Source organism: Streptomyces sp. GESEQ-35, assembly GCF_017948485.1.
In the GTDB taxonomy this organism is placed as follows: Bacteria; Actinomycetota; Actinomycetes; order Streptomycetales; family Streptomycetaceae; genus Streptomyces.
The window spans coordinates 250,437-275,060 of record NZ_JAFFSX010000008.1 but is presented as its reverse complement, the minus strand read 5'-3'; the positions used below and the strand labels follow the sequence as shown (position 1 = coordinate 275,060).

The following is a 24,624-nucleotide window of genomic DNA, read 5'->3' as shown; positions in this document are numbered from 1 at the left end:
AGGTCACATCGACCCCATGGGTTTCAGTAACATTGCGTGTTGAATCAGTGGCGTGAAGTCACGGAATTCGAACGTTCCAAGCCCGGAACCAAGCCACTCTTGATCGCCGAAAGCGCTTGAGTGGCCGGATTTCCCGTGCTCGTTAATCGTCCTGAAACATTGCGGTTCAGCCCTGGGCGCACTCTCCCGCGCCCCCTTGCCTTCGCTCGACAGGCGAGTAATGGTAATTACATGATTACGACAGAGCAGCGAGAGAAGCTACGGGGCTGGTTCGCCGGCCGACTGTCCGACGACCTCTTCGAAGAGCTGGTCGAGGTGACGGTGGACCGCGAGGAGATCACCGTCATCGGCCGCATCCCCGAACCGCGCCTGGCCAAGGACGCCCCGGCGGCCGAGCGGGAGGCGGCCGTACAAGGCCGGATCGAGGAGTTCCGGGAGCGCACCCGCGAGGCCCGGATCGAGGTGGCCCGCGAGGCCGAGCACCGGTTCCGCCGGAAGGTGTCCTGGGGCGTGGAGTGCGGCGGTGAGCGCGCCCTCTTCACGCATGTGGCCGCGCCCGTCATGACGCGGCTGCGCCAGCCCGAGCGTCAGGTCCTGGACACGCTCATCGCCGGCGGGGTCGCCCGCAGCCGCAGCGACGCCCTCGCCTGGTGCGTACGCCTGGTGCAGCGGCACACCGACGACTGGCTCGCCGAACTCCGGGACTCCCTGGAACACGTCCAGCGGGTGCGCGCCCAGGGACCCGACGCGGAGCCCGAGGACACCCCGGAGGAGGGCAAGTAAAGGGGTGGTGGAGGATTCATCCACTCACGGCCGGAAAGGTGGATGAATCGTCCTCTGGTGTGGGTCCCGCACCCGGCCTTAACGTCGGCAGACCCCCCGAGAGGACGGCACCCGTTCCCGCCGCACACCCCAGCGACGGCGACCGCCCATCCCCTCCCCGACGCCGCCGCGCCACCCCGCGCTCCACCGCCGTGCCCTCGCTGGAGCCCCCTTGTCCTCGCAGCCCGCCTCCTCCCCGACGCCGCCGCCTCCGTCTCTGACCGAGGTCGAGACCCATGGCGTCGACCGCATCCCCGACGCGGACCGCACCGCGACCCCGCTCGATCTGTTCCGGCTCGCCTTCGGCGGCGCCAACACCTTCTCCACCTGCGTCCTCGGCGCGTTCCCGATCCTGTTCGGCCTGTCCTTCTGGCAGGGGCTCGCGGCCACGCTCCTCGGAGTCGTCGTCGGTGCGCTGATCCTGTGCCCGATGGCCGTGTTCGGCCCGGTGAACGGCACGAACAACGCCGTCTCGTCATCGGCACACCTGGGTGTGCACGGCCGCGTGATCGGCTCGTTCCTGTCCCTGCTCACGGCCATCGCCTTCTTCTCGATCTCCGTGTGGAGCTCCGGCGACGCCCTGGTCGGCGGCGCACACCGGCTGTTCGGCCTGGACCGCTCCACGCCGTCGTACGTCGTCGCGTACGCGCTGTTCGCGGTGCTGGTCCTCGCGGTCTGTGTGTACGGCTTCCGGTTCATGCTGTTCGTCAACAAGGTCGCGGTGACCTCGGCGACCGCGCTGTTCCTGGTCGGTGCGATCGCGTTCGCCGGCGACTTCGACCCGTCGTACGCCGGCGTCTTCACGGACTCCGCGGACGCGGCGACGCAGTCCTTGTTCTGGCCGTCGTTCATCGGCGCGACCCTGATCGTGCTGTCCAACCCGGTGTCGTTCGGAGCGTTCCTGGGCGACTGGTCGCGCTACATCCCGGCGAGCACCCCGCGCCGCAGGGTGATCGGCGCCGCGTTCCTGTCGCAGATCGCGACGCTGCTGCCGTTCCTCTTCGGCCTGGCGACCGCCAGCATCATCGCGACGAAGGCGCCGGACTACGTCGATCCGGCCGCCCCCGACTTCGTGGGCGGGCTGTTGGCGATCTCACCTGGCTGGTTCTTCCTGCCGGTGTGTCTGCTGGCGCTGATCGGCGGCATGTCGACGGGCACGACCGCGCTGTACGGCACCGGTCTTGACTTCTCCTCCGTCTTCCCGCGGCTGTCGCGGGTGCAGGCGACGCTGCTGGTCGGCGCCGCGTCGATCGTGTTCATCTTCATCGGACGCTTCGGTCTCAACCTGGTGCAGTCGATCTCGACCTTCGCCACCATGATCATCACGTGCACCACGCCGTGGATGGTCGTGATGATGCTGGGCTTCTACACCCGGCGCGGCTGGTACGACCCGGACGCCCTCCAGGTCTTCAACAGGCGTCAGCGCGGCGGCCGTTACTGGTTCGCGCACGGCTGGAACTGGCGGGGCATGACCGCCTGGTGGGTCGCCGCGCTGCTCGGCGTGCTCTTCACCAACATCCCGGGCCAGTTCGTCGGCCCGCTGGGCGATCTGGCGAACGGCGTCGACATCGGTCTGCCGCTGGCGCTGATCGTGGCCGCGGTGCTCTTCCTGACGCTGCTGCGGCTGTTCCCGGAGCCTCGCGCGGTCTACGGGCCGGAGGGTGCGCGGCTTGCACGGACGGTCGATGTGCCGGTGCCGCCGATCACCGGGCCGAGGAGCGCCGGCGACGAAGGGGCGTTGTCAGACCCCTCCGCTAGGTTGCGGGCATGACTCAATTCGTACTCGTGGCAGGGGCCTGGCTCGGAGCCTGGGCGTGGGACGACGTAGTGCCGGAGCTGCGCGCGGCCGGGCACGACGGACACCCGCTGACGCTCTCGGGCCTCGCCGAGAAGCAGGGCGTTCCGGCTGGGCAGCAGACCCATGTCCAGGACATCGTCGAGGAGGTCGAGCGTCTCGATCTGCGGGACGTCGTGCTGGTCGGGCACAGCTACGCCGGCGTCCCGGTCGGGCAGGCGGCGGAGCGGATCGGCGACCGGCTGCGCCACATCGTGCTGGTGGACGCGAACGTGGCGGTGGACGGCGAGTCGGCCCTGTCGGGCTGGCCGAGCGATCACGTGCGGCAGGCGATCGCGGAGACCGGCTTCTGGACACCGTTCGCCAACGAGGACCTCTCGTACCACGGGCTCACCGAGGAACAGACCAACCGCCTGGTCGGCGGTGCGACGCCGCACCCGGGCGCGTCGGCGATCGAGCCGGCGATCATGGCCCATCCGCTGGAGGAACTCCCGGGCACGTACATCAAGTGCCTCCTGGACGGCGAGGAGCCGTGGGGCGCGGCCGCCGAATTGCTCAAGAGCGATCGCTGGGCGCTGGTCACCATGGACACCGGCCACTGGCCGATGATCTCGCAGCCCCGCGAACTCGCACGGCTCCTTGCCCAGTCCGCGACCCGACCCTGATCCACCTTCCGTCCGTACCAGTCGGTATGGTCTGCGTACTGCGCGTTCTCACCGACGAGAGGCGGGACGGGGCCCCATGGCAAAGCACTGGGCGGACTTCCAGTACGAGATCTATCTCAACGGGATGTCGGGCGCCGTACCCCGGCTGCCCACCGATCTGACCCGGCTGGAGGAACTCACCGAGCAGCGGCTCGGCCCCGGCCCCGTCGGCTATGTGGCGGGCAGCGCCGGCAACGGAAGCACGGCCCGCGCCAACCGGGCCGCCCTTGAGCGCCGCCGGATCGTGCCGCGCATGCTGCGGGACGTGCACGAGCGGGATCTGTCGGTCGAGGTGCTGGGCCGCGCCCTGCCCGCCCCGCTCGCGCTGGCGCCGGTCGGCGTGCTGTCGATCATGCACCCGGATGCGGAGTCGGCCGCTGCCCGTGCCGCCGCAGCGCAGGGAGTGCCGTACATCCTGTCGTCCGCGTCGAGCACGCCGATCGAGCAGGTCGCGGAGGCGATGGGCGACGCCGAACGCTGGTTCCAGCTGTACTGGGCCAAGGATCGCGAGGTGACCCGGAGCTTCCTGAACCGCGCGAAGGCGACCGGGTTCTCGGTGCTGGTCGTCACGCTGGACACACCGATCCTGGCGTGGCGGCCGCGCGACCTCGACCAGGCGTATCTGCCGTTCCTGCACGGCGTGGGAACCGCCAACTACTTCTCGGACCCGGCGTTCCAGGCAGGCCTGGCCAAGCCGGTGCACGAGGATCCGAACGCGGCGGTGATGCACTTCGTCGGCATGTTCGTGGACCCCGGCAAGACCTGGCCCGACCTCGCGTTCCTGCGGGAGAACTGGGACGGCCCGATCGTCCTCAAGGGCGTCCTGCACCCCGACGACGCACGGCTCGCCGCCGACGCCGGGATGGACGGTGTCGTCGTGTCCAACCACGGCGGCCGCCAGGTGCCCGGTTCGGTCGCCGCGGCCGACGCGCTGCCCGGGGTCGTCGAAGCGGTCGGCGACCGGCTGACCGTCCTGTTCGACAGCGGGGTGCGCACCGGCGACGACATCTTCAAGGCGCTCGCGCTCGGCGCCCGGGCGGTACTTGTCGGACGGCCGTACGCGTACGGGCTCGGCCTCGACGGACAGGCGGGCGTCGAGCACGTGATCCGCTGTCTGCTTGCCGAGTTCGATCTCACGCTGGCCCTGTCCGGACACGCCACCCCCGCCACGGTGGGACGCGCCGACCTCATCGAGGACCCCGTATGACCGACACGAAGCACGTGCTCGCCGTCGTCCCGCCCCATGTCGGCGGCCGAGCCGCCGGGGCGGGACTCGCCACCGTGTTCCCCGGCGAGGCCCACGTCACCGTCGTCGAGTCCACCGGCGAGGACCCGGCCGCTTTGCGTGCCGCGCACGTCATCGTCACGGCACTCGCCCCGGTCACCTCCGAACACATCGCCGCGGCACCGGAGTTGGAGCTGGTGCAGTGCGCCAGCCATGGCTTCGACTACGTCGACGTGGCAGCCGCCCGCTCCCGCTCCGTGCCCGTGTGCACGATAGGCTCCAGCGGCGCCGAGGCGCAGAACGTCGCCGAGCAGACCTTCGCCCTGATGCTCGCCCTCGCCAAGCAGCTGATCCCTGCGCACACCGCGCTCGTCGAGGCAGACTGGGCGCTTCCCCGGCTACAGCGCTCCCTCACCGAGCTGTCCGGCAAGACGCTCGGCATCGTGGGCCTGGGCCAGATCGGACAGGAAGTCGCCCGGCGCGCGGTCGCGTTCGACATGACCGTCGTCTACGCCGGGCGCCGCCCCGTCCCGCCGGAGACGGAGACCCGCCTCGGCGGCGCCCGCCATGTACCGCTCGACGAGTTGCTGCGCACCGCGGACTACATCTCCCTGCACACGCCCCTCACCGAGGAGACCCGGCAGCTCCTCGACGCCGAGCGGCTCGCACTGCTCAAGCCGACGGCGTTCGTGATCAACACCGCGCGGGGTGCCCTGATCGACCAGGACGCCCTGGCCGACGCGCTGGAGCAGGGCGCCCTTGCCGGGGCGGGCCTCGACGTCTTCGACCCCGAACCGCCCACCCCGAGCCTGCGTCTCCTCAAGGCTCCGAACGTGGTGCTCTCACCGCACGCCGCGGGGGTCACCCGCGAGACGGTGGTGCGGATCGCGCTGGCCGCCGTCGAGAACGTGGCCGGGTTCCTGGCGGGCAAACCCCCGCGGGACGTGGTGAGTTAGCAGGGAACCGCGCCCCCTCAGGCGGTCCGGTCCGAGAGCCGGGCGGGCGGCACGGAGGGGGTGTCGGTGCCGGTGATCGACAGCGAGCCGGTGTCGGCCGAGGCCGGGTCCGTCAGCCAGCGCTGCTCGGTGGAACCGTCACGGACCTTGACGACGATGTCGGAGCCGGCGTCCTTGGTGGCGGACGTCAGCGCGAGCCCCTCCTGCCAGCGGACCAGCAACTCACCCTGCACGGTGAGGTCGTAGCGCACGTCGTCGCCGCGCTCGGCGTCCGCGGCGACGCAGGTGCCGAGGATGACGACGCCGGCGTCCACGTGCGAGTCCAGGCACAGGTCCGGGTTGGCCACGCTGCGCAGCAGTCCGTCGACCTCGTACGACCACTGCTGGGTTTCGTCGGACGAGCAGGCGGCCAGTTCGGTCCCGGCGCCGGCCTTCGCCTCACCCTGGATGTCCAGGCACAGGTCAGCTGCGTCGTTGCGCAGCGTGGACTGGAGCGGTGCGGTGGGGAGTTGGGCGGTGCCCGGTCCGGAGGCGGTGCCCGAGTCGCCGGTCGCGGCGGCGGAGGCGGTCGGGTCGGTCCCGCCGTCCGGCGCCCACAGGCTGGAGACGAGCACGCCGGCCAGCAGCCCCGCGGAGGCGATGCCCACGCCCGTGAGCAGCACCCGGGTGGGCCCCGGCACCTGAGCGAGGCGACGACGGGCCGGCGCGGGGATGCGGGACAGGATCCGCTGGCGCGCCCTGCTGTGCCGGGCCGAGCGGCCGCCGCGTGCCTGAGCGCCGCGCTGGGCACGGCCCGGACGGGAGTCCAGATAGCGGCGCGCGCCCCAGCCGAGGACCGCCTCGGCGAGCAGCACACCCAATCCGCCCTCGAAATGGCTCAGCTGTTCGGCGGCGAAACGGCAGTAGCGGCACTCTCCGAGATGCTTCTGCACATCCGGCAGCAGCGCTCCGCCCCGGCGGATCGGGACATCGAGGAGGCGGTTGTAGAAGCGGCAATCCTTGCTCGGCGCGAGTTCCCGATGGGCATGTACACAACCCTCGCGGAGTTTTTCACGTGCCTGCTCGAGAGCGGCCGACGCGGTCTCGGTGTCCATGCCCAGCAGTCCGGCGGGAATGGTTATCGGTTCCGCCTCGACCTCGGTGTGCCACAGCAGACACCGGGCGAGTCCGGGAAGGGCGTGGAATGAACGCTCGGCCAGCTTGCGATTTTCCGGCGTCATGGACTTCGCGGCGCGCATACCGCGACCGCCGGCGGGTTTCACCAACTCAGGCAGAACACCGGATATTCGCTCCTCCGCGGACCACTGCCTGACCGTGTCCCGCACGGCCACAAGGAACCGCGGGCGCACCGCGTCGGCCGGTTCGCCCAGCGCCAGCCGGTCGAGAACCTGGTGGAATGCGGCGCCGGTGACCATGGAGGCGACGTCCGACTTCGAGGCGAGGCAGATGACCGCGTACTCGTGGGCGGGCCGATAGTGCCGTGCCATGAGCAGTGCGACGGAAGCAGCGGCCTCGACGTCCGGACGGCCTCTCAGCCGGGCGGCGAGGCCCTCGTCGGATTCTCCGGGAACCCCGCCGGGCGGGGGGTAGGGCGGGCGAGGGGGGTGGGGGGTGGGCACTGAGCGGATTCCTTCCCACGCGCAGGTGACTCTCAGAAGTTCTGGCCGCCGAAAAAGGAACTCCGGGTTGATGCGTACCTTTTGGGCGACGGCGCGGGGAGCATGAATTCACGAGCGCCCATCCAACCCTGTTCCCCCCAGGACGAATGCGACCCCGCCAATGCCCCCCACATGCGCTGTTCACCCTTGCACAACACACACATGACCAACAAGGCACTTGAGCAACATCCGCCTCATTGAAAGAAAGTCAGAAACGGCACCAACTCATCTCTGCGCTCCTGTTTTCCCGTTTTTCCAGGCGCCCCGTGTGAATCGGACGCCCTCGCCGGTGCGCCGCGCACGCTCCCCGGCGCACGCCCGCGCGTAGTCCACTGGAGGCGGCCCACCTCGGAAGGCCGCGCGCAGGACGGCAGCTCTCCTGCGCGATCCGGCCGCCGGCCCCGTTCCTCCCGCCCTCGGTCGGCGGCCCCGGGGTGGGAAGGCGTTCCCTGTCCCGCGGGCCTCAGATCTGCCAGGAGCGCAGCCGATCGGCCGCGCCGTAGACGTCCGTCTTGCCGGAGATCAGGTCGCGGGCAAGGTCGACGAGGGCGCCGTAGGGCGGGTCGATGCCGACGCCGCTGACGAACATGTAGGCCACGGCGGTGGCGCAGGCGAAGCGGGCGTTGGCCGACGGCAGCGGCTTGAGCAGGGCGAGGGTGTGCAGCAGTGCGGCGGCCCGCCAGGCGGGGTCGGAGTCCACGCCGAGCCGCGGCGGGTCGACCCGGTGGCGGGCGACGGCGGCGACCAGGGCCGAGAAGTCGTTGACGGTGGGCTGGTCGGGCAGGACTTCTTCGTGGCGCTGGAGCAGCCACGGCACGTCGATATGGACGACGGGAGCCATAGGTCAGGCGACCCGCCCCTCGTCCTTGGCGGTCGGTTCGTCTTCGGGGAAGGCGGCCGCGAACTCGTCGGCGTGGGACGCGAAGAATCGCCGGAATGCCTCCGCGCCCTCCTGTAGGGCGCGGTGGCGGGCTATGTCGGCGGCGGCGGCCTCACGCACGAGGGCCTTCATCGACGTACCCCGCTCCTTGGCGATCTGCCGCAGGTCCTCCAGTTCGCGGTCACTGAACTCCACGTTGAGAGCTGGCATGCCCTTCACGGTACCGCGCGGGTACTTACTCGTAAATACCACCAGCTCACACCGCCCGTGCGACGGTACCGGAGAGACCGGAACGCCATGTCCGATTCCCGCCGGACGCGGCGCCGGCGGGGCGGCAGACTCGGAGCGGAGAGCATGAAGAGCGAAGAGCACAGGAGGGTGACCATCTCATGACGCTCACCACGGACCGGGCCCGCCGACGCGTCGACGGGACCGACTGGGCCGCCCTCGCCGAGGAGTTGGACGCGTACGGCAGCGCGCGGACGGGGCGGCTGCTGACCCCTGCGGAGTGCCGTGACCTCATGGCGCTGTACGAGAAGCCGGAGTTGTTCCGGACCACCGTCGACATGGCACGGCACCGCTTCGGCTCCGGCGAGTACCGCTACTTCACCCATGACCTGCCCGCCCCGGTGACCGCCCTGCGGGCCGCGCTCTATCCGCGGCTGCTGCCGATCGCCCGCGACTGGGCGGCCCGGCTCGGCCGCCCGGCACCGTGGCCGGACTCCCTGGACGAGTGGCTGGAGCGGTGCCACGCGGCCGGACAGGACCGGTCGGCGCAGATCCTGCTGCGTTACGGCGAGGGCGACTGGAACGCGCTGCACCGCGATGTGTTCGGCGAGATGCTGTTCCCGCTCCAGGTGGTCGTCGGACTCGACGAGTACGGCACCGACTACACCGGCGGCGAGTTCCTGATGGTGGAGCAGCGGGCCAGGGCCCAGTCCCGGGGCACCGCGACCGTGCTGGAGCAGGGCCACGGCCTCGTCTTCACGACCCGGGACCGGCCCGTGCGCACCCGGCGCGGCTGGTCGGCCGGGGCGATGCGGCACGGGGTGAGCACCGTGCGTTCCGGCCGCCGGCACTCGCTGGGGCTCGTCTTCCACGACGCGTCCTGAGGCCCGCACGGGTCATTGACGAGACCTGGGTCACATTCCGTCCGTCGATGTCACAATCCGGCCCCCGCAGCCCCTCGCAGTAGTGAGCGCACCACTGCGGAGGCCTGCCCATGTCCGAGATCCCTGTGCCCGACGCCGACGACCGACTCGATGCGGCGACCGGAGTCTTCGTCGATCACCGTGAGCTGTTGTTCGCCCTCGTCTACAACCTGCTGGGCAGTGTCGCGGACACCGAGGACGTGCTCCAGGAGACCTGGCTGTCGTGGACGGCACGGGGGCGGGGCCGCGACCTCGAACAGATCGACAACCCCCGGGCCTATCTGGTCCGGATCTCCGTCAACCACGCACTGCAACGCCGGGCCACGATCAGCCGCCGCCGTGAGGCATACGTCGGCCCATGGCTGCCCGAACCACTGGTCGCCGACGACGACGGCGCCGACGATCCCGCCCTGCGCACCGAATCCGTGTCGATTGCGATGCTGGTGGTCCTGGAGTCGCTCACACCGCTGGAGCGCGCGGTGTTCGTGCTCAACGAGGTGTTCGGATATCCCCACACCGAGATCGCGGAGATCATCGAGCGCACTCCGGCCGCCGTACGGCAGTTGGCGCACCGGGCGCGGGCACATGTGCATGCGCGGCGGCCGCTGTACCGGGCGCATCCGCGGGTGCGCAGGGAGGCGACCGAGCGGTTCGTGCAGGCGGCCGTCGGCGGGGACATCACCGCGCTGATGGAGATCCTCGCGCCCGACGTGACGGTGTGGACGGACGGCGGCGGCAAACGCAAGCCGGCGGGACTGCGCCCGGTGCACGGCCGGGACAAGGCGGTCCGCCTCCTCACCTCGTACCGCGCCCGGGGCGGCGCACAGGGCCTCGAGCTGCGTCACCGCCGGGTCAACGGCGACGAAGCGGTGGTGCTGTTCCAGGGCGACGACCCGTACGCGGTGATGGTCATGGACCTCACGCCCGAGGGCGACCGGGTGTCCGGCGTCTACATCGTCAGCAATCCCGACAAGCTCGGCCACGTCCACAAGGAGGAGGAGTGACCAACGCCAAGCAGCCCGGGAAGGGCGAGCGGCTCGCCGACTGGTTCGACGGCCGGCTCGGCACCCACACGCTCGGCAAGCAGTACCTGCGCAAGGTCTTCCCCGACCACTGGTCCTTCCTGCTCGGCGAGATCTGCCTGTACAGCTTCATCGTGCTGATCCTCTCGGGGGTGTGGCTCACGTTCTTCTTCCACCCGTCGATGAACGAGGTGGTGTACCACGGCAGTTACGTCCCGCTGAACGGTGTCCGGATGTCCGAGGCATACGCCTCCACCCTGGAGATCAGCTTCGACGTGCGCGGCGGTCTGCTGATCCGGCAGCTGCACCACTGGGCGGCGCTGATCTTCGTGGCCGCGATGGTGACGCACATGATGCGGCACTTCTTCACGGGTTCGTTCCGCAAGCCGCGTGAGCTCAACTGGCTGTTCGGCTGGACTCTGTTGTTCCTCGGCCTGTTCGAGGGCCTCTTCGGCTACTCGCTGCCGGACGACCTGCTCTCGGGGACAGGGATGCGGTTCGTCGAGGGCGCCACGCTGTCGGTGCCGATCGTGGGGACGTATCTGACGCTGTTCCTGTTCGGCGGCGAGTTCCCCGGCGACGACATCGTGGCGCGCTTCTACTCGCTGCACATCCTGGTGATCCCCGGCATCATGGCCGCGCTCGTCGTGGCGCACATCCTGCTGGTCTTCTACCACAAGCACACACAGTTCTCGGGCCCCGGCCGCACCGAGCGCAATGTGGTGGGCTCGCCCTTCATGCCGGTGTACATGGCGAAGGCGGGCGGCTTCTTCTTCCTGGTCTTCGGCGTCCTCACGCTGATCGCGGCGGTCGCGACGATCAACCCGGTCTGGCAGTACGGCCCCTTCCGCGCCGACCAGGTCTCCACGGGTGCCCAGCCCGACTGGTACCTGGGCTTCGCGGAGGGCCTGGTCCGGGTCATGCCGGGCTGGGAGATCAATCTGTGGGGTCACACGCTCGTCCTGGGCGTACTGATCCCGATCGTCGTCTTCCCGCTCCTCCTGCTCTTCATCGGCGTGTATCCGTTCGTGGAGGCCCGGATCACCGGCGACAAACGGGAACACCACATCCTGGACCGCCCACGCAACCGCCCCGTGCGCACAGGGATCGGCGCGGCCTGGATCAGCCTCTATCTGATCCTGCTGGCGGGCGGCGGCAACGACATCATGGCGACCCGGCTCCATCTGTCGATCAACACGGTGACGTGGGCGGTCAGGATCGCCGTGTTCGTCGTCCCGGCGGTGGTGTTCGTCGTCACCCGCCGCATCTGCCTCGGCCTCCAACTCCGGGACAGGGAACTGGTGTTGCACGGCAGGGCGACCGGCGTGATCAAACGGCTGCCGCACGGCGAGTACATCGAGGTGCACCAGCCGCTCGACCAGGTCCGGCTCCACACCCTGACCGCCCACGAGCGGCCAGGGGAACTGGTGGAGACAGAGCGCAAGGGCCTCAGCCCTGATCCGCCACGAAGGACGCCATCCGGGTCAGGGCGGAGTTCCAGTTGATGGTGTGCTCGTTCGTCGACCAGGACTGGATGTCGTCGATGTAGCAGAACTGGCCGACGCAGCCCTGGAGTTTGCTCTGCGCGTAGGGGTCCTGGATGCTCGAGTTGGGGCCTCCCGAGAGCGTGCCCTTCGGCGGGGTCGGCAGATCCGGGTCGAGCTGGTGGGCGTACCAACGGCTGTGCTGGTTGTGGGAGTTGACCTCGCCGTAGCCGGTGACGTACGAGATGTTCAGTGCGTTGCGGCCCAGGATGTAGTCCATGCTCTGGAGCGCCCCGTCCCGGTATTTCGAGGCACCGGTGATGTCGTACGCGGTGGCGATGACGACCGCGTTGTGCAGGATCTGATGGTTGGAACCCCAGTCGTAGAGGTTGTCCGGCGGGGCGTACGGCATCCCGTACGCCTGTGACTTCAACGTGGCCAGGTAGGCGTCCGCGCCCTTGATCACCGACTGGCGCACCGTGTCCCGGCCGGGCAGCCTGCTCGGGACGGTCGCCAGGTCCAGTCGGCCGGCGGCCGCCGTCCTGGCCCAGTCGTAGCCGAGGGGGCCGTAGATGTCGGCCGTGTGGACCGGCGAGTTCAGGATGTGCCGCTCGAACTCCTTCTCCCCGGTGGTGAGATACAGCTCGGCGGCCGCCCAGTAGAACTCGTCGGTCGCGTCGGTGTCGGGATAGGCGCCGCCTCCGGTGCCGTCGTTCGGGTCGGGATACACCGCGGGGTGTGCCAGCGCCGCCGACCAGGCCTTGCGAGCGGCCGCCAGTGCCTGGGTCGCGAACCGGCGGTCGTACGGGCGGTACAGCCGCGCCGCCTGCGCGGCCGTCGCCGCCAGGTTGAGGGTCGCCTGTGTGGTCGCCGGGTGCAGCTCCCGCTTCTGCGGATCGTCGCTGGGCAGCAGCGGCAGGCCCGTCCACTGCTCGTCGTGCATCTTGTGATGGGCCATGCCGGCCAGCGGCTGCCCCTCGGGCACCTGCATCTTCAGCAGGAACTCCAGCTCCCAGCGGGCCTCGTCGAGGATGTCCGGCACCTTGTTGCCGCTCTCCGGGATGGCGAGCGTGCCGTCGCCGAGCTTGGCCGGGTGTCCGGTGCGGGCCAGCAGGGAGCGTTCGTAGGTGCTGAGCACCTCCCAGGTGGAGATGCCGCCGTTGACGACGTACTTGCCGTGGTCTCCGGCGTCGTACCAGCCGCCGGTGACGTCGAGCGCGTAGTCGCACACTCCGGGCTGGCAGGGCACATTCGCGTCGCCCTGGTTGGGTGCGACGTTCACATGACCGGCGGGGCGTCCGTAGCCGGGCCGCAGGTCGTCGCGGATCGAGAGGCCGCTGCGCTGCGTGTAGTAGTACTTCACCGTGTCCAGGCGCAGCTGCTCATAGGCGCGTGCGTCGATGTCGAACGGGCGGCTCGCCTCCCCGTCCGCGACCAGCGTGAAGCCCTGTCCCCGACCGGGGTAGGTGCCGAAGTCGATCGACTGGACGTTCTGCGCGGACGACGCGTCGGTGCCGCGCGGGACGGTCCAGCCGTGAGCGACCGTGGTCCCGGCGGCGTTCTTCAGCTGCCAGGGCAGTCTGCCGGTGGAGTCGGTGACCAGCGTGGCGTTCTTGGGCCCGGAGGGCAGGTAGGCGACCTGGTTGACGCGCACGCGCGGCCCGGTGTCCGGCTCGTACGGCTCCGGCTCCACCCCGCCCAGCAGCGACACGTCGTCCATGCAGAACCGCCAGTCGTCCGCCTGGCCGCCGAGCTGGAAGCCGACCTGGCCCTGGGTGGTGTCGACGGGCGAAGTGAAGGTGTAGGCATACGAGGTACCGGAGGCGCTCAGCTGCGGGCTCACCTCGAACCAGGTGTCGTACGGAGCCACCGACAGCCCGACGACGGCACGTACCACGTGACCCTCGGGCGCGCCGTTCGCGGTGAAGGAGATCCTGTACGACTCCCCCTTCACCAGGGTGATGTCGTTCTGGCCGACGGCCGCGTCCCACCGGTTGGCGGTGCCGCCCGGCACATCCGCGCAGAGCTGTCCGCCGGAGAGAGCGGCGGTGACGTTGCTCGTCGTCCACCACGGGTCGGTGGTGGTGTCGAAGGTGCCGTTCTTGAGTTGTTCGATCTCGTCGGCAGCGGCGGGCAGCGCCGTGAGCGCGGCCCCCAGCAGAGCCGTCAGGGACAACAGGGCGGTTCTGCGTCTTTTCACGTCTGGGCTCCTCGGGAGAGGTACGGGTGACGCCCCGTGGTGGGAGCGCTCCCAGATGCGGACGCAAACCATGCTTGTGGGAGTGGTGACACCCCGTCAACGGTCCGGACGGGGCGGGTTGAGGCATTCCCGCCCGGACCGTGTGCGACCCATCAGCCGGCCGACGTCTCCAGCCTGCTGATGCGCACCGACCCGCGGGATTCGCCCGGGTACCTGCTGATCATTGTGAGGCGCAACCGGGAGCCGCGCACGGCGTCGAAGGTGATCACGGTCGGCTCGTCCGAGGCGGCGGCCCAGTCGACGGCCTCCCCATCGACCGGCGCATACCGCCGGCCGTCCCAGACCGCAACTTCTACCGAAGCGGGCAGCGAATGCGCCGTGTCCACGGTGAACGAGACCTCCACCCGGTCGAGCGTCCTGGCCCGCCCCCAGTCCACGGAGACCCAGTCCTCCTTCCTGGCCCCGTCGAAGGCGGGCAGCAGGGCCGTCGCGGCCTTGGCGAAGGCGTTGGACCAGCCGGTGGCCGGGTCACCGTCGAGTATCGCGGCGGGCAGGGTGTCGGGGCGGCCGGAGTAACTGGCGTCCGCGTAGGGGTGGTCCGGGGGCGCCGGATGGTCCGGCTGGAAAGCAGCCGGTGGGGTGGTCGCGGCCGAGCGGACAGGGGTCGTGCGCACGGCTGCCGTACCCGAGTGCAGACCTTGGGCCCGTGCCGTCACCTTCAGCGTGCCGGCCTTCGTACCGGACCGGACCATCGCGAGCGCCTTGCCGTGGAAGGCGGTCCGGGTACTGGCCTGGTAGCGCTCGGCACTCTCCTGACGGCCGTTGTCGAGGCCGGCGAGAGAGCCGCCCGTCACCTCGAAGGTGATCAGATGCTCGGCGCCGGGCACGACCACACCACGGGCGTCCACGACCTCCGCGGTGAGAAAGACCAGCGAACGGCCGTCGGCGGCAAGGGACTTGCGGTCAGGGGTGAGTCGTACGGCATACGGCTCGCCGGCCGTGCGCAGCACAGTCGTGGCGACCACCTTGCCGTCGCTGCGCGCCACCGCCCTCAACTCGCCCGGCGCGTACGGCACTTTCCACGTCAGATGGAGCTTGCCGGCGCTGCCGTTCGGGCTGGTGTAACTGCCGGGGTAGGGGCCGTCGGTGAAGGTCTTGTCGTCGCCGGTCGCCTCGGTGGTCTCCAGGTACCCGCGGCCGTCGACGGTCTTCTTCGTGTCGAACCGCCGTAGGCCCAGGGACTTGCCGTTGAGGAACAGTTCGACGGTGTCGACGTTGGCGTAGGCCCAGACCTCGACGACATCCCCCTGCTCGTGGTTCCAGGTCATCGGCAGCAGATGCACCATCGGCTCGCCGATCCACTGGCTTCGGAACAGGTGGTACATGTCCTTCGGGAAGCCTGCGGTGTCGACCGCGCCGAAGAAGCATGCCTTCACCGGGAAGACGTTGTACGGCGTCGGCTCCCCGATGTAGTCGATGCCCGACCACAGGAACTGGCCCGTGAACCACTTCCGGTCCCGGTCCTTCTTGTGGCCGTACTCGCCGCTCATCGTCCAGGAGGCGAGGTTGTTGTCGTAGGAGGAGGTCGCCCGCTTGCCCGGCGTGTGGTTCTCGCCGGTGTTGAGGTGCTCGGGCTCCTGGTAGGTCCCGCGGGTGGAGGTCTCCGAGGAGGACTCCGACTCGAACAGGAACAGGTGGGGGTAGGCGGCGTGCAGTTCGTCCACGGACTTGGCGGTGTTGTAGTTCAGGCCGAGTCCGTCGAGCTTGGCCAGCATCAGGTCGGCCGCCGAGCCCTTGGCCGGGAGGCGGCGGTATTTGTCGGAGCCGATGACGAGCGGGCGGGTGTCGTCGGCGGCCCTGATGGCGGAGATGATGCGGTCCGCCATGGCGAGTCCGGCGGTGGTCGTGGAGTCGGGGACCTCGTTGCCGATGGACCACATGATGACGGCGGGCGAGTTGCGGGCGGCGCGGACCATTTCGGCGGTGTCCTTCTCGCACCACTCGTCGAAGAACCGGCCGTAGTCGTAGCGGTTCTTCCCGGTGCGCCAGCAGTCGAAGTTCTCCACCAGCATCACGATGCCCAGTTCCTCGCAGACCTGGATGACCTCCGGTGCGGGCGGGTTGTGGGAGGTGCGCAGGGCGTTGACTCCCATCGACTTCATGATGGTCATCTGTCTGCGGACCGCGTCCTCGCTCACTGCCGCGCCGAGCGCGCCCAGGTCGTGGTGCAGGTCGACACCCCTGAGCTTGGCGTGGACGCCGTTGAGGTGGAAGCCCTCGTCCGGATCGAGGCGGAAGGTGCGGATGCCGAAGGGGGTGCGGTAGGTGTCGACCGACTTGCCGCCGACCCGGAGTTCGGTGTGGAGGGTGTAGCGGTGCGGGTCGGTGAAGTCCCACAACCTGGGTCCTGCGACGGTGAGTTCGTGGGTTTCCGTCGTCAGGTCGCCGACCGTGACGGTGCTGGACGTCCGGGCGACCGTACGGCCGTCGGCGTCGACGACCTTCGATCTCACCTCGACGTCCTGCGCGGCACCCGACTCGTTCACCACGGACGTCCTCACCCGTACGACGGCCCGCTCCCCCGTGACGTCCGGCGTCGTGACATACGTGCCCCAGCGTTCGACGTGCACCGGCTCGGTGACGACCAGCCGGGCCTCGCGGTAGATGCCGCTGCCCGAGTACCAGCGGCTGCTGGGGAGCTGGTTCTGCACCCTGACCGCGATGACGTTCTCGGTGGTGCCGTCGGTGTGCAGCAGGTCGGTGAGATCGAAGGCGAAGCCGGTGTAGCCGTAGGGGTGGCGGCCGGCTTCCTTGCCGTTGCAGTACACATACGAGTCCATGTAGACGCCGTCGAACTCCACCGAGATCCGGCGGCCCGCGAACGCGGGCGGCAGGGTGAAGGCGAGGCGGTACCAGCCGAGGCCGCCGGGGAGGAAACCGGTGCCGCTGGTCGTGCCGTGCTCGGTGGTCGGGGTCTGCTCGATGCTCCAGTCGTGCGGGACCGCGACCTCGCGCCAGGCCGAGTCGTCGTGTCCGGGTTCGGCGGCGTCTGCGTAGGCGCCGGTCGGGTCGGTGATGCCGCCCGGATTGACCAGCGCGAAGCGCCAGCCGTCCCGCAGGGCGACCGTACGGCGGCCGGACGCGCCCGCGACCGCCTCGGCGGCCCGTGCCACCGGGGCGCCCAGCAGCACCCCGGCCGCGGGGGCGGTCGTAGAGGCGATCAAAACCGATCTGCGAGTGACCGTCATGGCGGCTCTCCCTCATCAGGGCCCAGAAGTACTCACAACTGATCGTGAACAAACAGATTCTGATGGTGGGCCACGCACGGCCGTCAAGGGTCGCGTGAGGTGCTTCTGCTCCACGGGGTATATCGGCCGAAACGCTCTCTTGACCCGGGGCGCCGGGCAGCTCCTCGTTCCCGTTCGCGCAGCACGGCGACGCACTAGTCTGGAACCGAAGTGACCCATCTGTTCACTGTGCGTACGCGCGATGGAGCGACGACGATGAGCCCGGTGTATCCGTTCGACGAGGCCGCCACGGCCCGGGCTGTTCTCGACGGCGAAGGCACGGTGACCGAGTGGAGCGAGGGGGCCCGGCGGCTGCTGGGCTGGACGGCCGAGGAAGTCGTGGGGCGCCCTGTCGCCGAGCTGGTCGAGGGCCCGGCACCCATCGTCCGCCAACCCCGCTGGGACGGAACGGTCACTTTGCGCCACCGGGACGTCCGTACGGTGACCGTGTGGCTGCTCGTCCACCACCGGCCGCCCCGGGACGGCGGTACCGGCGGCTGGCTCGTCGTCACACCCCTGGAGGGCGACCGGCCGCACCCGGCCGACGATCCCCTGGAGAAGGCCGCCCTCACCCAGTCCCCTTGTGCCGTCGCGATCTACGACGAGCGGCTCCGGCTGCACCGGGTCAATGACGCCATGGCGAAGGTGCTCGACCTGCCCGAGGAGCGGGTGCGGGGACTTCGCGCGCCCGAGCTCAGCGGCCGGACGGACAGCGAGGAGGTCGAGCAGCAGCTGTACCGGGTACTCACGACCGGCCGTGCGGACGACTCACGGGCCTACGTGCCGGTCGGCCTGCACGGCCGGATCAACGCCTGGCTGGCCCGGATGGCACCGATCACCGACGCCGCGGGGCGGGCGCACGGGGTGTGCGTCGCCGTGCACGACTTCACCGAGCAGTACGAGGCACGGGAGCGGCTCCAGCTGGTCAACGAGGCGAGCGTCCGCATCGGCACCACCCTCGACATCACCCGCACGGCACAGGAGCTCGCGGACGTCTGCGTGCCCGCCCTCGCCGACTTCGTCAGCATCGACCTCCTGGACCCGCCCGAGCCCGAGGGCGAGCCCTCCACACGGCCGGTGACCGCGCCGGTCACGCTGCGTCGGGCGGCCCATCAGTCGGTCAATCCGGGCAGCCCCGAGGCCGTCCTCAAGCCGGGCCAGGTGGACGTGTACCCGGCCTCCTCCCCCCAGGCCGACTCGCTGCTGGCCGGCCGCACGATCGTCGCCGCGGTGCCCTCCGGCGGCCTCACCCAGTGGCTGACCTGGGACAAGGCCCGCATGGAGCGGGTCAGTGAGTTGGGTATCCACGGCACGATGTCCGTGCCGATCCGGGCCCGCGGCGCGACCCTGGGCGTCGCGGTCCTCACGCGCTTCCGCCGCCCGGACCCCTTCACGCCGGACGACGAGCTGCTGGCCGAGGAGATCACGGCACGCGCCGCCGTCTGCATCGACAACGCCCGCCGCTACTCCCGCGAGCGCGCGACGGCCCTCGCCCTTCAGCGCAGCCTGCTCCCCCAGTCACTGCCGCGCACGGCCGCCGTGGAAGCCGCCTCGCGCTACCTTCCTGCGGCCCGGGCCGGGGTGGGCGGTGACTGGTTCGACGTGATCCCGCTGTCCGGGATGCGGGTCGCGATGGTCGTGGGGGACGTCGTCGGTCACGGCATCCAGGCCTCGGCCACCATGGGGCGCCTGCGCACCGCCGTTCGCACCCTCGCCGACATCGACCTGGCCCCGGACGAGTTGCTCACCCACCTCGACGACCTGGTCGTACGGCTGTCCGTGGAGGCCGGCAGCGAAGGCAGCGCCGGCGAGGTGGGAGCGACCTGCCTGTACGCCGTGTACGACCCGGTGTCCCGGCGCTGCACGCTGGCCCGCGCCGGGCATCCGCCGCCCGTCATGCGGCCGCCCGGCGGCCCGCCCCGCCAGGTCGACCTGCCCGCGGGCCCGCCGCTGGGCCTGGGCGGGCTGCCGTTCGAGTCGGCCGAGATCGAACTGCCCGAGGGCACGGTGCTGTCCCTCTACACCGACGGGCTGATCGAGTCCCGTGAGCGGGACGTCGACGTCGGTCACGCGCTGCTCTGCGATGCCCTCGCCGCCCCTTCGGGTTCCCTGGACGAGACCTGCGACCGCGTCCTGCACACCCTGCTCCCAGCGGGCGGCGCCTCCGACGACGTGGCCCTGCTGCTCGCCCGTACCCAGGGGCTGCCCGCCTCCCGCGTCGCGACCTGGGACATCCCGGCCGACCCGGCGCTGGTCGCCCCGATCCGCAAGCAGGTCCTCGGTCAGCTCGACATCTGGGAGCTGCCCGACGCCTCGTTCACGGCGGAACTGGTGGTGAGTGAGCTGGTCACCAACGCCATCCGGTACGGCGCCCACCCCATACGGCTGCGGCTCATCCATGACACGACCACGCTGATCTGCGAGGTGTCCGACACCAGCCACACGGCTCCGCATCTGCGGCGCGCCAAGACGTGGGACGAGGGCGGCCGTGGTCTGCTGCTGGTCGCCCAGCTCACCCAGCGCTGGGGCAGCCGGCACACCGCGGACGGCAAGACCATCTGGGCGGAGATCGCACTGCTCGACGAGTAGGGGGTCAGGGAGTGCCGGCCAGCCAGGGCCGGACCTGCCTGCGCGCCTCGTGCAGCCGGGACTTGAACGTGCCCAGCGGGATCCCGGCGCGTTCGGCGGCCTCGGCGTAGTCCAACTGGCAGATGTCGCGGTACACCAACGGCGCGACCAGATGCGGATGTTCGCGCTCCAGCCGGTCCAGCGCGTCGAGCAGGTCGACGCGGGAACCGGCGATGACACTCGTCGTCCGCGGGTCGACGTGGAGCGCGGCGTCGATCGGGGCGGGCTGTTCGGCGGCCCGCCGCTTGAGTTCGCGGTACTTCTGGCGGGCGCAGTTGGCGACGACGGCGTAGAGCCAGGTGCTGAAGCGGCTGCGGCCCTCGAACCCGGTGATCTTCCGGGCCACTTGGAGGAGGACGTCCTGCGCGGCCTCCTCGGCGTCCTCGCGGTTGGGCAGGAACCGCCCGCAGCGCCGGACCACTTCGGGCCGGATCGCGTGAAGCAGCTCGTCCAGGGCGGCGGCGTCGCCCGCGGCCGCACGCCGGGCCAGGTCCTCGGTCGGCGCGGCGTCGGGCACGGGGCTCCCTCAGTCTTCGGTACGGATCTTCGATGTGGATCTGAGGCCAGGCATGATAGTCGTATGCACTCCGTCGAGCGGATCGGGCGCTACCGCCTCGAACGCCGTCTGGGCACCGGGGCGTTCGGCACGGTCTGGCTCGCCCACGACGACGACCTCGAGGCCCCGGTGGCTTTGAAGGTGCTCGCCGACAACTGGGCGCACCGGCTGGACGTCCGCGAACGCTTCCTGTCCGAGGCGCGGATGCTGCGCCGGGCCGGCTCCGACCGGGTCGTCCAGGTCTACGACATCGGGGAACTGCCGGACGGCAGGCCGTACTTCGTGATGGAGTACGCCGACGGCGGCACCCTCGCCGACCTGCTCACCGAGGGTCCGCTCGCCGTGCCGGAGGCGCTGCGGCTGACGGCGTCGGCGGCCCGGGGCGCGGCCGCGCTGCACGAGGCGGGAATCGTGCACCGGGACATCAAGCCGTCCAACGTGCTGCTGCGCACCTCCCCCGGCGGCGCCTGGCGGGTACTGCTCGCCGATCTCGGCTTGGCCAAGAGCCTGGCGGAGGCGTCGGGCCTCACGCTGGCGGCAGGTTCGGCCGGATACCGGCCGCCCGAGCAGGCCGGGCCCGGCGCGGGGATCGACGCGCGGGCCGACGTGTACAGCCTGGGCGCGGTCGGCTACCACCTCGTCACCGGCACGGTCCCGGGTGAGCCCGGGCAGGTCGTACCGCCGCTGCGGCTGCGCCCCGACCTCGACCCCGGTGTGCAGCGGGCCCTGCTGCGCGCGCTGGAACCGGATCGCGGGCGCCGCTGGCCCACGGCCCAGGCATTCGCCGAGGAGATCGAGCGGCTGGCATCACAGGCTCCACGCCCCCGGCGACCCCGTAAGGCCATCGTGTTGGCCGCCTCCGCGCTGCTGCTCGCGGCGGCCGTCGGTGTGCCCCTGGCGCTGGTGACCCGTGAGACGTCGGTGCCCGACCTCCGCGTCGAGGACGCCACCGGCCGGGTGGTGGCCGAGGTGCCCGGCGATTGGGGTCGACAGGTACGCGACTCGGGGTGGGATCCGGCGTCGATCGGCCTGCGATCGGGACGCGAGCCGGGGTTCGCCGTCGCCGACGACCTGGCGAAGTGGCAGGACCTGGCCTCGGGCGTGAACGGCGTGTTCGTCGGCCTGAGCGAGCAGGGCGACGTCACCGGGCGGGTGAACGCGCTCGCCCACACCGGCTGCCACTACGACGGCGGTCGCGCCTACACCGGAGCGCAGTGGCAGGGCAGGGTCCGCACCTGGACCGACTGCGCGGACGGCGGAGGTTCGATCACGGAGGCCGGTCTCACTCCGACCGACGGCGACGCGCAGCCTCAGGTCTATGTACAGATCCGTCAGAACGGCGATCCCTCCCGGTCAGGGCGCATTCTGGACTCGGTGCGGGCGAACGGGTGAAAGACGCGAACTTTCTCCGCTCCGCGCGCATCGGACAGGAGTGACGGGGCACAAGGCGCCGTACGCACGCGTCACGACGGGTGCGGGACACCTCAGGAGCGTTGAGAACCATGGCGAACACCCACCGGTCCGTACGCCCGGCGACCCTGCTGGCGAGTGCCGTCGCGGTGCTGGGGCTGCTGGCCGGCTGCGGGAACGGCAGCGACAGCAGCAACACCGCGAGCACTCCGCAGACGCTGCCCGGCACGGCAGGTCCCGCGACCGGCACCACCACCCCCGCTTCGGAGACCCCCTCGACCGCGCGGCCGAGTGCCACCACCGAAGCGCCGGGGAGCACGACGCCCTCGTCGTCCCCCACGAAGGGCACGGAGCAACCCGCCACCAGCACCCGCTGCCACACCTCCGAGCTGAGCGCGTCCGTCGGCCGCAACAACCCGGGGGCCGGGCAGGAGAACTACCCGGTCGTCCTGACCAACACCTCGTCCCGGACCTGCACCGTGCGCGGCTACCCGGGCGCCGCCTTCATCGACGCGTCCGGCAAGCAGCTGGGCCCGGACCCGGTGCGCTCGTCCGCCTCACCCACAACGGTCACCCTGAAGCCGGGCAGTAGTGCATGGGCCGGGCTGACGTACTCCAACCCCGAGATCAGCGGGGCACGCACGGCCACGCCGGCCGCCCTGCTCGTGACCCCGCCGGACGAGCGGGACTCGCTCAAGGTTGCGTGGACGGCCGGCGAGGTGCCCGTGGGCGGCAACGCGTCCTCGGTACGTCTGACGGTCTTCAGTCCCGGTACCGGCGACTGACGCGCCGCGGTCAGCGACGGCCACCGTCGTGCCGGTGGCCGTCGCCATACCCATAGCCGTCTCCGTACCCGTCTCCGTGTGAGTCTCCGTATCCGTCTCCGTATCCGTCCCAGCCGTACTGACCGTTCCAGGAGCAGTAGTAGGCGTAGTAGCAGGTTGGATACGAGGTCGGTGTCGGCGTCGGCTGTGCGGTCGACGGTGTGGCGGTCGGGGTCGGCTTGGGCGTGGCGGTCGGCGTGGGCGTCTTCGAAGGCGTCGGCGGGACGGGGGACTTCGAGGTCGCTCCGGCGGTGTCCCAGTTGACGGCCTCCATCTGGAGGTCGGCCTTGGCCGTGTCGATCACCCAGCGCTGGGCCGCGCTGTCGTCGCGGTTCCTGAGTACCAGCGCCCCGGTCCCGTCGTCGGCGGCGGAGGTGAGGGCGAGGTCCTGGTTCCAGCGGGGTATCAGGCTGCCCTGGAGGGTGAAGTCGTAGCGGACGTTCTTCGTGTCCGGCTGGGACGTCCCCGTGCAGGGGGCGAGCTTGATCGAATAACCGAGGTGGGAGTCGAGGCAGAGGTCGGGGTCGGCGACGTTGCGCAGGAGTCCGTCGGGCTCGTACGACCACTGCTGGCCGGCCACGGAGGAGCACGTGGTGGCCTCGGCCTCCCCGCCGTCCACGGCCTTCTTGCCCTCGATGCCGATGCACAGACCGGAGTCGACGTTGTGCAGCCGTCCGCGCAGGGCGCCGTCCGTCTCCTCGCCCGCCCCGACCCAGGAGGGGTCGCCGGCCGATGTGCCCGTGCCGGTGGCGGGCTCCTCGGAGGATCGGCCGCCGTCGGCCGGCGTGGTGTCGTCCCCCGAGCCGAAGGCGGACCACAGGACGAGGGGAAGGACGATCAGGCCGCTCACGATCGCGACGGCCATGGTGACGTTGCGGCGGTGCGCGGCGCGGCGGGCGGCCTTGTGGGCCGAGCGGGGAGAGGGCGGGCGCGGAGTGGGCACAGTAGGAGCCAACTCCTCTCCCCCGACGGGCGGTTGCCGGAAGGAGACCGCCTGCGGGGACACCACCTCGGCTGCTTCGGGCGCCCCGACCCTGGCCTCCATATAGGCCCGCGCACCCCAGCCGAGGACCGCTTCGGCGAGTGCCATGCCGAGCGCGCCGTTGAAGTGTCCGAGTTGGTCGGCGGTGTACCGGCAGTGCTTGCAGCCGTCCAGGTGCTCGCGCAGGTCGGGGTCGACGTCGACCCCGCCGCGCCGGTAGGTGACGTCGAGCATCCGCTGAAAGCGCCGGCACTCCTGCTCGGGGGCGAGTTCGCGGTGGACGTGGAGGCACTCCTCGCGAAGCCGCTCCCGGGCGCGCCGCAGTTCGACGCGCGCGTCCTGTTCGTCCAGGCCGAGCAACGCGGCCGGTGCACGGAGCGGTTCGGCCTCGACCTCGATGTGCCAGAGCACGCAGCGGGCCGACTGGGGCAGCCGCTGGAACGCCCCGGACAGCAGGCGCCGGTCCGGTGGCGGGAGCAGGCGGGCGGCGGCGCGGTCCCCGCTCTCGCCCTCGGCGCGCAGCTCGGGGTGGAGCAGTTCGCGTCTGCGGTCGCTGTCCCACTCGGCGGCGATCCGGCGCACCGTGACGAGCAGATGAGGCCGCCAGGCGGCGGTCGGCCCGGTCTGCCGCAGGGATTCGCCGAAGAGCCTTGTGAAGGCCGCCGTGGTGAGCATTCCGGCGGGACGCGGACCGTCGGTGCACAGACGCGCGTAGGCGAAGGCCGCTTCCCAATGCCGGTCGAGGAGTTCACCGACGGGATGCAGCGCGGGCGCAGTTCCCGTCCATTTCCTCAGCTCCGTGCTCAGTTGTTCGTCCGTCGCCTCGAAGAGCGGTGCGGACGTGGGGGAATTCGGCAGGCCTGGGTCGTTCACGGCTGCATTCCTCTCAAGGCATGCGACATAAAGTACATACCAAGGGGTATGTGCATGATCTTTTCTGTCCGTACGCCGACAAGGCACACCTTTACACAGCTCAGCGAGCCGGAACAAGGGATCTCGCGGTTTTGTGGATTGCCCGCCCATGGGCGAGACTTGACGGA

The 24,624-nt window shown here is 70.5% G+C and carries 18 protein-coding genes; 11 read left to right on the top strand and 7 right to left on the bottom strand.

From position 1 onward, the window contains the following. Positions 1-231: 231 nt before the first annotated feature. The 5 genes from KCH87_RS18455 (at position 232) to KCH87_RS18435 (ending at position 5,502) form a co-directional block, all read left to right on the top strand. Complete coding sequence (locus tag KCH87_RS18455) at positions 232-783, top strand: hypothetical protein (RefSeq protein ID WP_210587219.1); 552 nt, start codon at positions 232-234, stop codon at positions 781-783. Positions 784-994: 211 nt separating this feature from the next. Further along, positions 995-2,593 (top strand): cytosine permease, encoded by a 1,599-nt coding sequence (locus KCH87_RS18450; RefSeq protein ID WP_210587218.1) that lies wholly within the window; start codon positions 995-997, stop codon positions 2,591-2,593. Beyond that, a complete protein-coding gene (locus tag KCH87_RS18445; RefSeq protein ID WP_210587217.1) occupies positions 2,590-3,282 on the top strand; it encodes an alpha/beta fold hydrolase in 693 nt (230 codons plus the stop codon). The genes KCH87_RS18450 and KCH87_RS18445 overlap by 4 nt, the downstream gene beginning before the upstream one ends. A 76-nt stretch (positions 3,283-3,358) precedes the next feature. Further along, positions 3,359-4,528, top strand: coding sequence for a lactate 2-monooxygenase (locus KCH87_RS18440; RefSeq protein ID WP_210587216.1), 1,170 nt, complete (start codon positions 3,359-3,361; stop codon positions 4,526-4,528). Next, positions 4,525-5,502 carry a 2-hydroxyacid dehydrogenase gene (locus KCH87_RS18435; RefSeq protein WP_210587215.1) on the top strand — a complete coding sequence of 326 codons (978 nt, stop codon included), beginning with the start codon at positions 4,525-4,527 and terminating at the stop codon, positions 5,500-5,502. The genes KCH87_RS18440 and KCH87_RS18435 overlap by 4 nt, the downstream gene beginning before the upstream one ends. 17 nt (positions 5,503-5,519) lie before the next feature. Here the strand turns inward: KCH87_RS18435 and KCH87_RS18430 are convergent, their stop codons facing one another. The 3 genes from KCH87_RS18430 to KCH87_RS18420 form a co-directional block, all read right to left on the bottom strand. Then, a complete protein-coding gene (locus tag KCH87_RS18430) occupies positions 5,520-7,121 on the bottom strand; it encodes an RICIN domain-containing protein (protein WP_210587214.1) in 1,602 nt (533 codons plus the stop codon). 502 nt (positions 7,122-7,623) lie between these two features. Beyond that, complete coding sequence (locus KCH87_RS18425) at positions 7,624-8,001, bottom strand: hypothetical protein (RefSeq protein ID WP_030675065.1); 378 nt, start codon at positions 7,999-8,001, stop codon at positions 7,624-7,626. 3 nt (positions 8,002-8,004) lie between these two features. Then, positions 8,005-8,250, bottom strand: coding sequence for a hypothetical protein (locus KCH87_RS18420; RefSeq protein ID WP_210587213.1), 246 nt, complete (start codon positions 8,248-8,250; stop codon positions 8,005-8,007). 179 nt (positions 8,251-8,429) lie between these two features. Between KCH87_RS18420 and KCH87_RS18415 the strand changes: the two genes are divergently transcribed. From KCH87_RS18415 to KCH87_RS18405, 3 genes are all read left to right on the top strand, one after another. Beyond that, a complete protein-coding gene (locus KCH87_RS18415) occupies positions 8,430-9,152 on the top strand; it encodes a 2OG-Fe(II) oxygenase (RefSeq protein WP_210587212.1) in 723 nt (240 codons plus the stop codon). 110 nt (positions 9,153-9,262) lie between these two features. Beyond that, positions 9,263-10,195 (top strand): RNA polymerase sigma factor SigJ, encoded by a 933-nt coding sequence (gene sigJ / locus KCH87_RS18410; protein WP_210587211.1) that lies wholly within the window; start codon positions 9,263-9,265, stop codon positions 10,193-10,195. Next, complete coding sequence (locus KCH87_RS18405; RefSeq protein WP_210587210.1) at positions 10,192-11,718, top strand: cytochrome bc complex cytochrome b subunit; 1,527 nt, start codon at positions 10,192-10,194, stop codon at positions 11,716-11,718. The genes sigJ and KCH87_RS18405 overlap by 4 nt, the downstream gene beginning before the upstream one ends. Here the strand turns inward: KCH87_RS18405 and KCH87_RS18400 are convergent. Then, complete coding sequence (locus tag KCH87_RS18400) at positions 11,663-13,897, bottom strand: glycoside hydrolase family 9 protein (RefSeq protein WP_210587209.1); 2,235 nt, start codon at positions 13,895-13,897, stop codon at positions 11,663-11,665. The two genes, KCH87_RS18405 and KCH87_RS18400, sit on opposite strands and share 56 nt — an antisense overlap. Positions 13,898-14,049: 152 nt before the next feature. Next, positions 14,050-17,145, bottom strand: coding sequence for a glycoside hydrolase family 2 TIM barrel-domain containing protein (locus tag KCH87_RS18395; protein ID WP_210587208.1), 3,096 nt, complete (start codon positions 17,143-17,145; stop codon positions 14,050-14,052). Positions 17,146-17,400: 255 nt separating this feature from the next. On the opposite strand from KCH87_RS18395, the gene KCH87_RS18390 reads away from it, so the two are divergent. Further along, on the top strand, positions 17,401-19,773 hold the full coding sequence (locus KCH87_RS18390; protein ID WP_210587207.1) for a SpoIIE family protein phosphatase: 2,373 nt from the start codon (positions 17,401-17,403) through the stop codon (positions 19,771-19,773). Between the two features lie 4 nt (positions 19,774-19,777). Here the strand turns inward: KCH87_RS18390 and KCH87_RS18385 are convergent, their stop codons facing one another. Further along, on the bottom strand, positions 19,778-20,329 hold the full coding sequence (locus KCH87_RS18385) for an RNA polymerase sigma factor (RefSeq protein ID WP_210587206.1): 552 nt from the start codon (positions 20,327-20,329) through the stop codon (positions 19,778-19,780). 63 nt (positions 20,330-20,392) lie between these two features. On the opposite strand from KCH87_RS18385, the gene KCH87_RS18380 reads away from it, so the two are divergent. Both KCH87_RS18380 and KCH87_RS18375 read left to right on the top strand, forming a co-directional pair. Next, a complete protein-coding gene (locus tag KCH87_RS18380) occupies positions 20,393-21,760 on the top strand; it encodes a serine/threonine-protein kinase (RefSeq protein WP_210587205.1) in 1,368 nt (455 codons plus the stop codon). A gap of 110 nt (positions 21,761-21,870) precedes the next feature. After that, positions 21,871-22,563, top strand: coding sequence for a DUF4232 domain-containing protein (locus tag KCH87_RS18375; RefSeq protein ID WP_210587204.1), 693 nt, complete (start codon positions 21,871-21,873; stop codon positions 22,561-22,563). A 10-nt stretch (positions 22,564-22,573) separates the two neighbouring features. Here the strand turns inward: KCH87_RS18375 and KCH87_RS18370 are convergent, their stop codons facing one another. Continuing rightward, positions 22,574-24,457: an RICIN domain-containing protein gene (locus KCH87_RS18370; protein ID WP_308298854.1), complete on the bottom strand. Its 1,884-nt coding sequence runs from the start codon at positions 24,455-24,457 to the stop codon at positions 22,574-22,576. Positions 24,458-24,624: the final 167 nt, after the last annotated feature.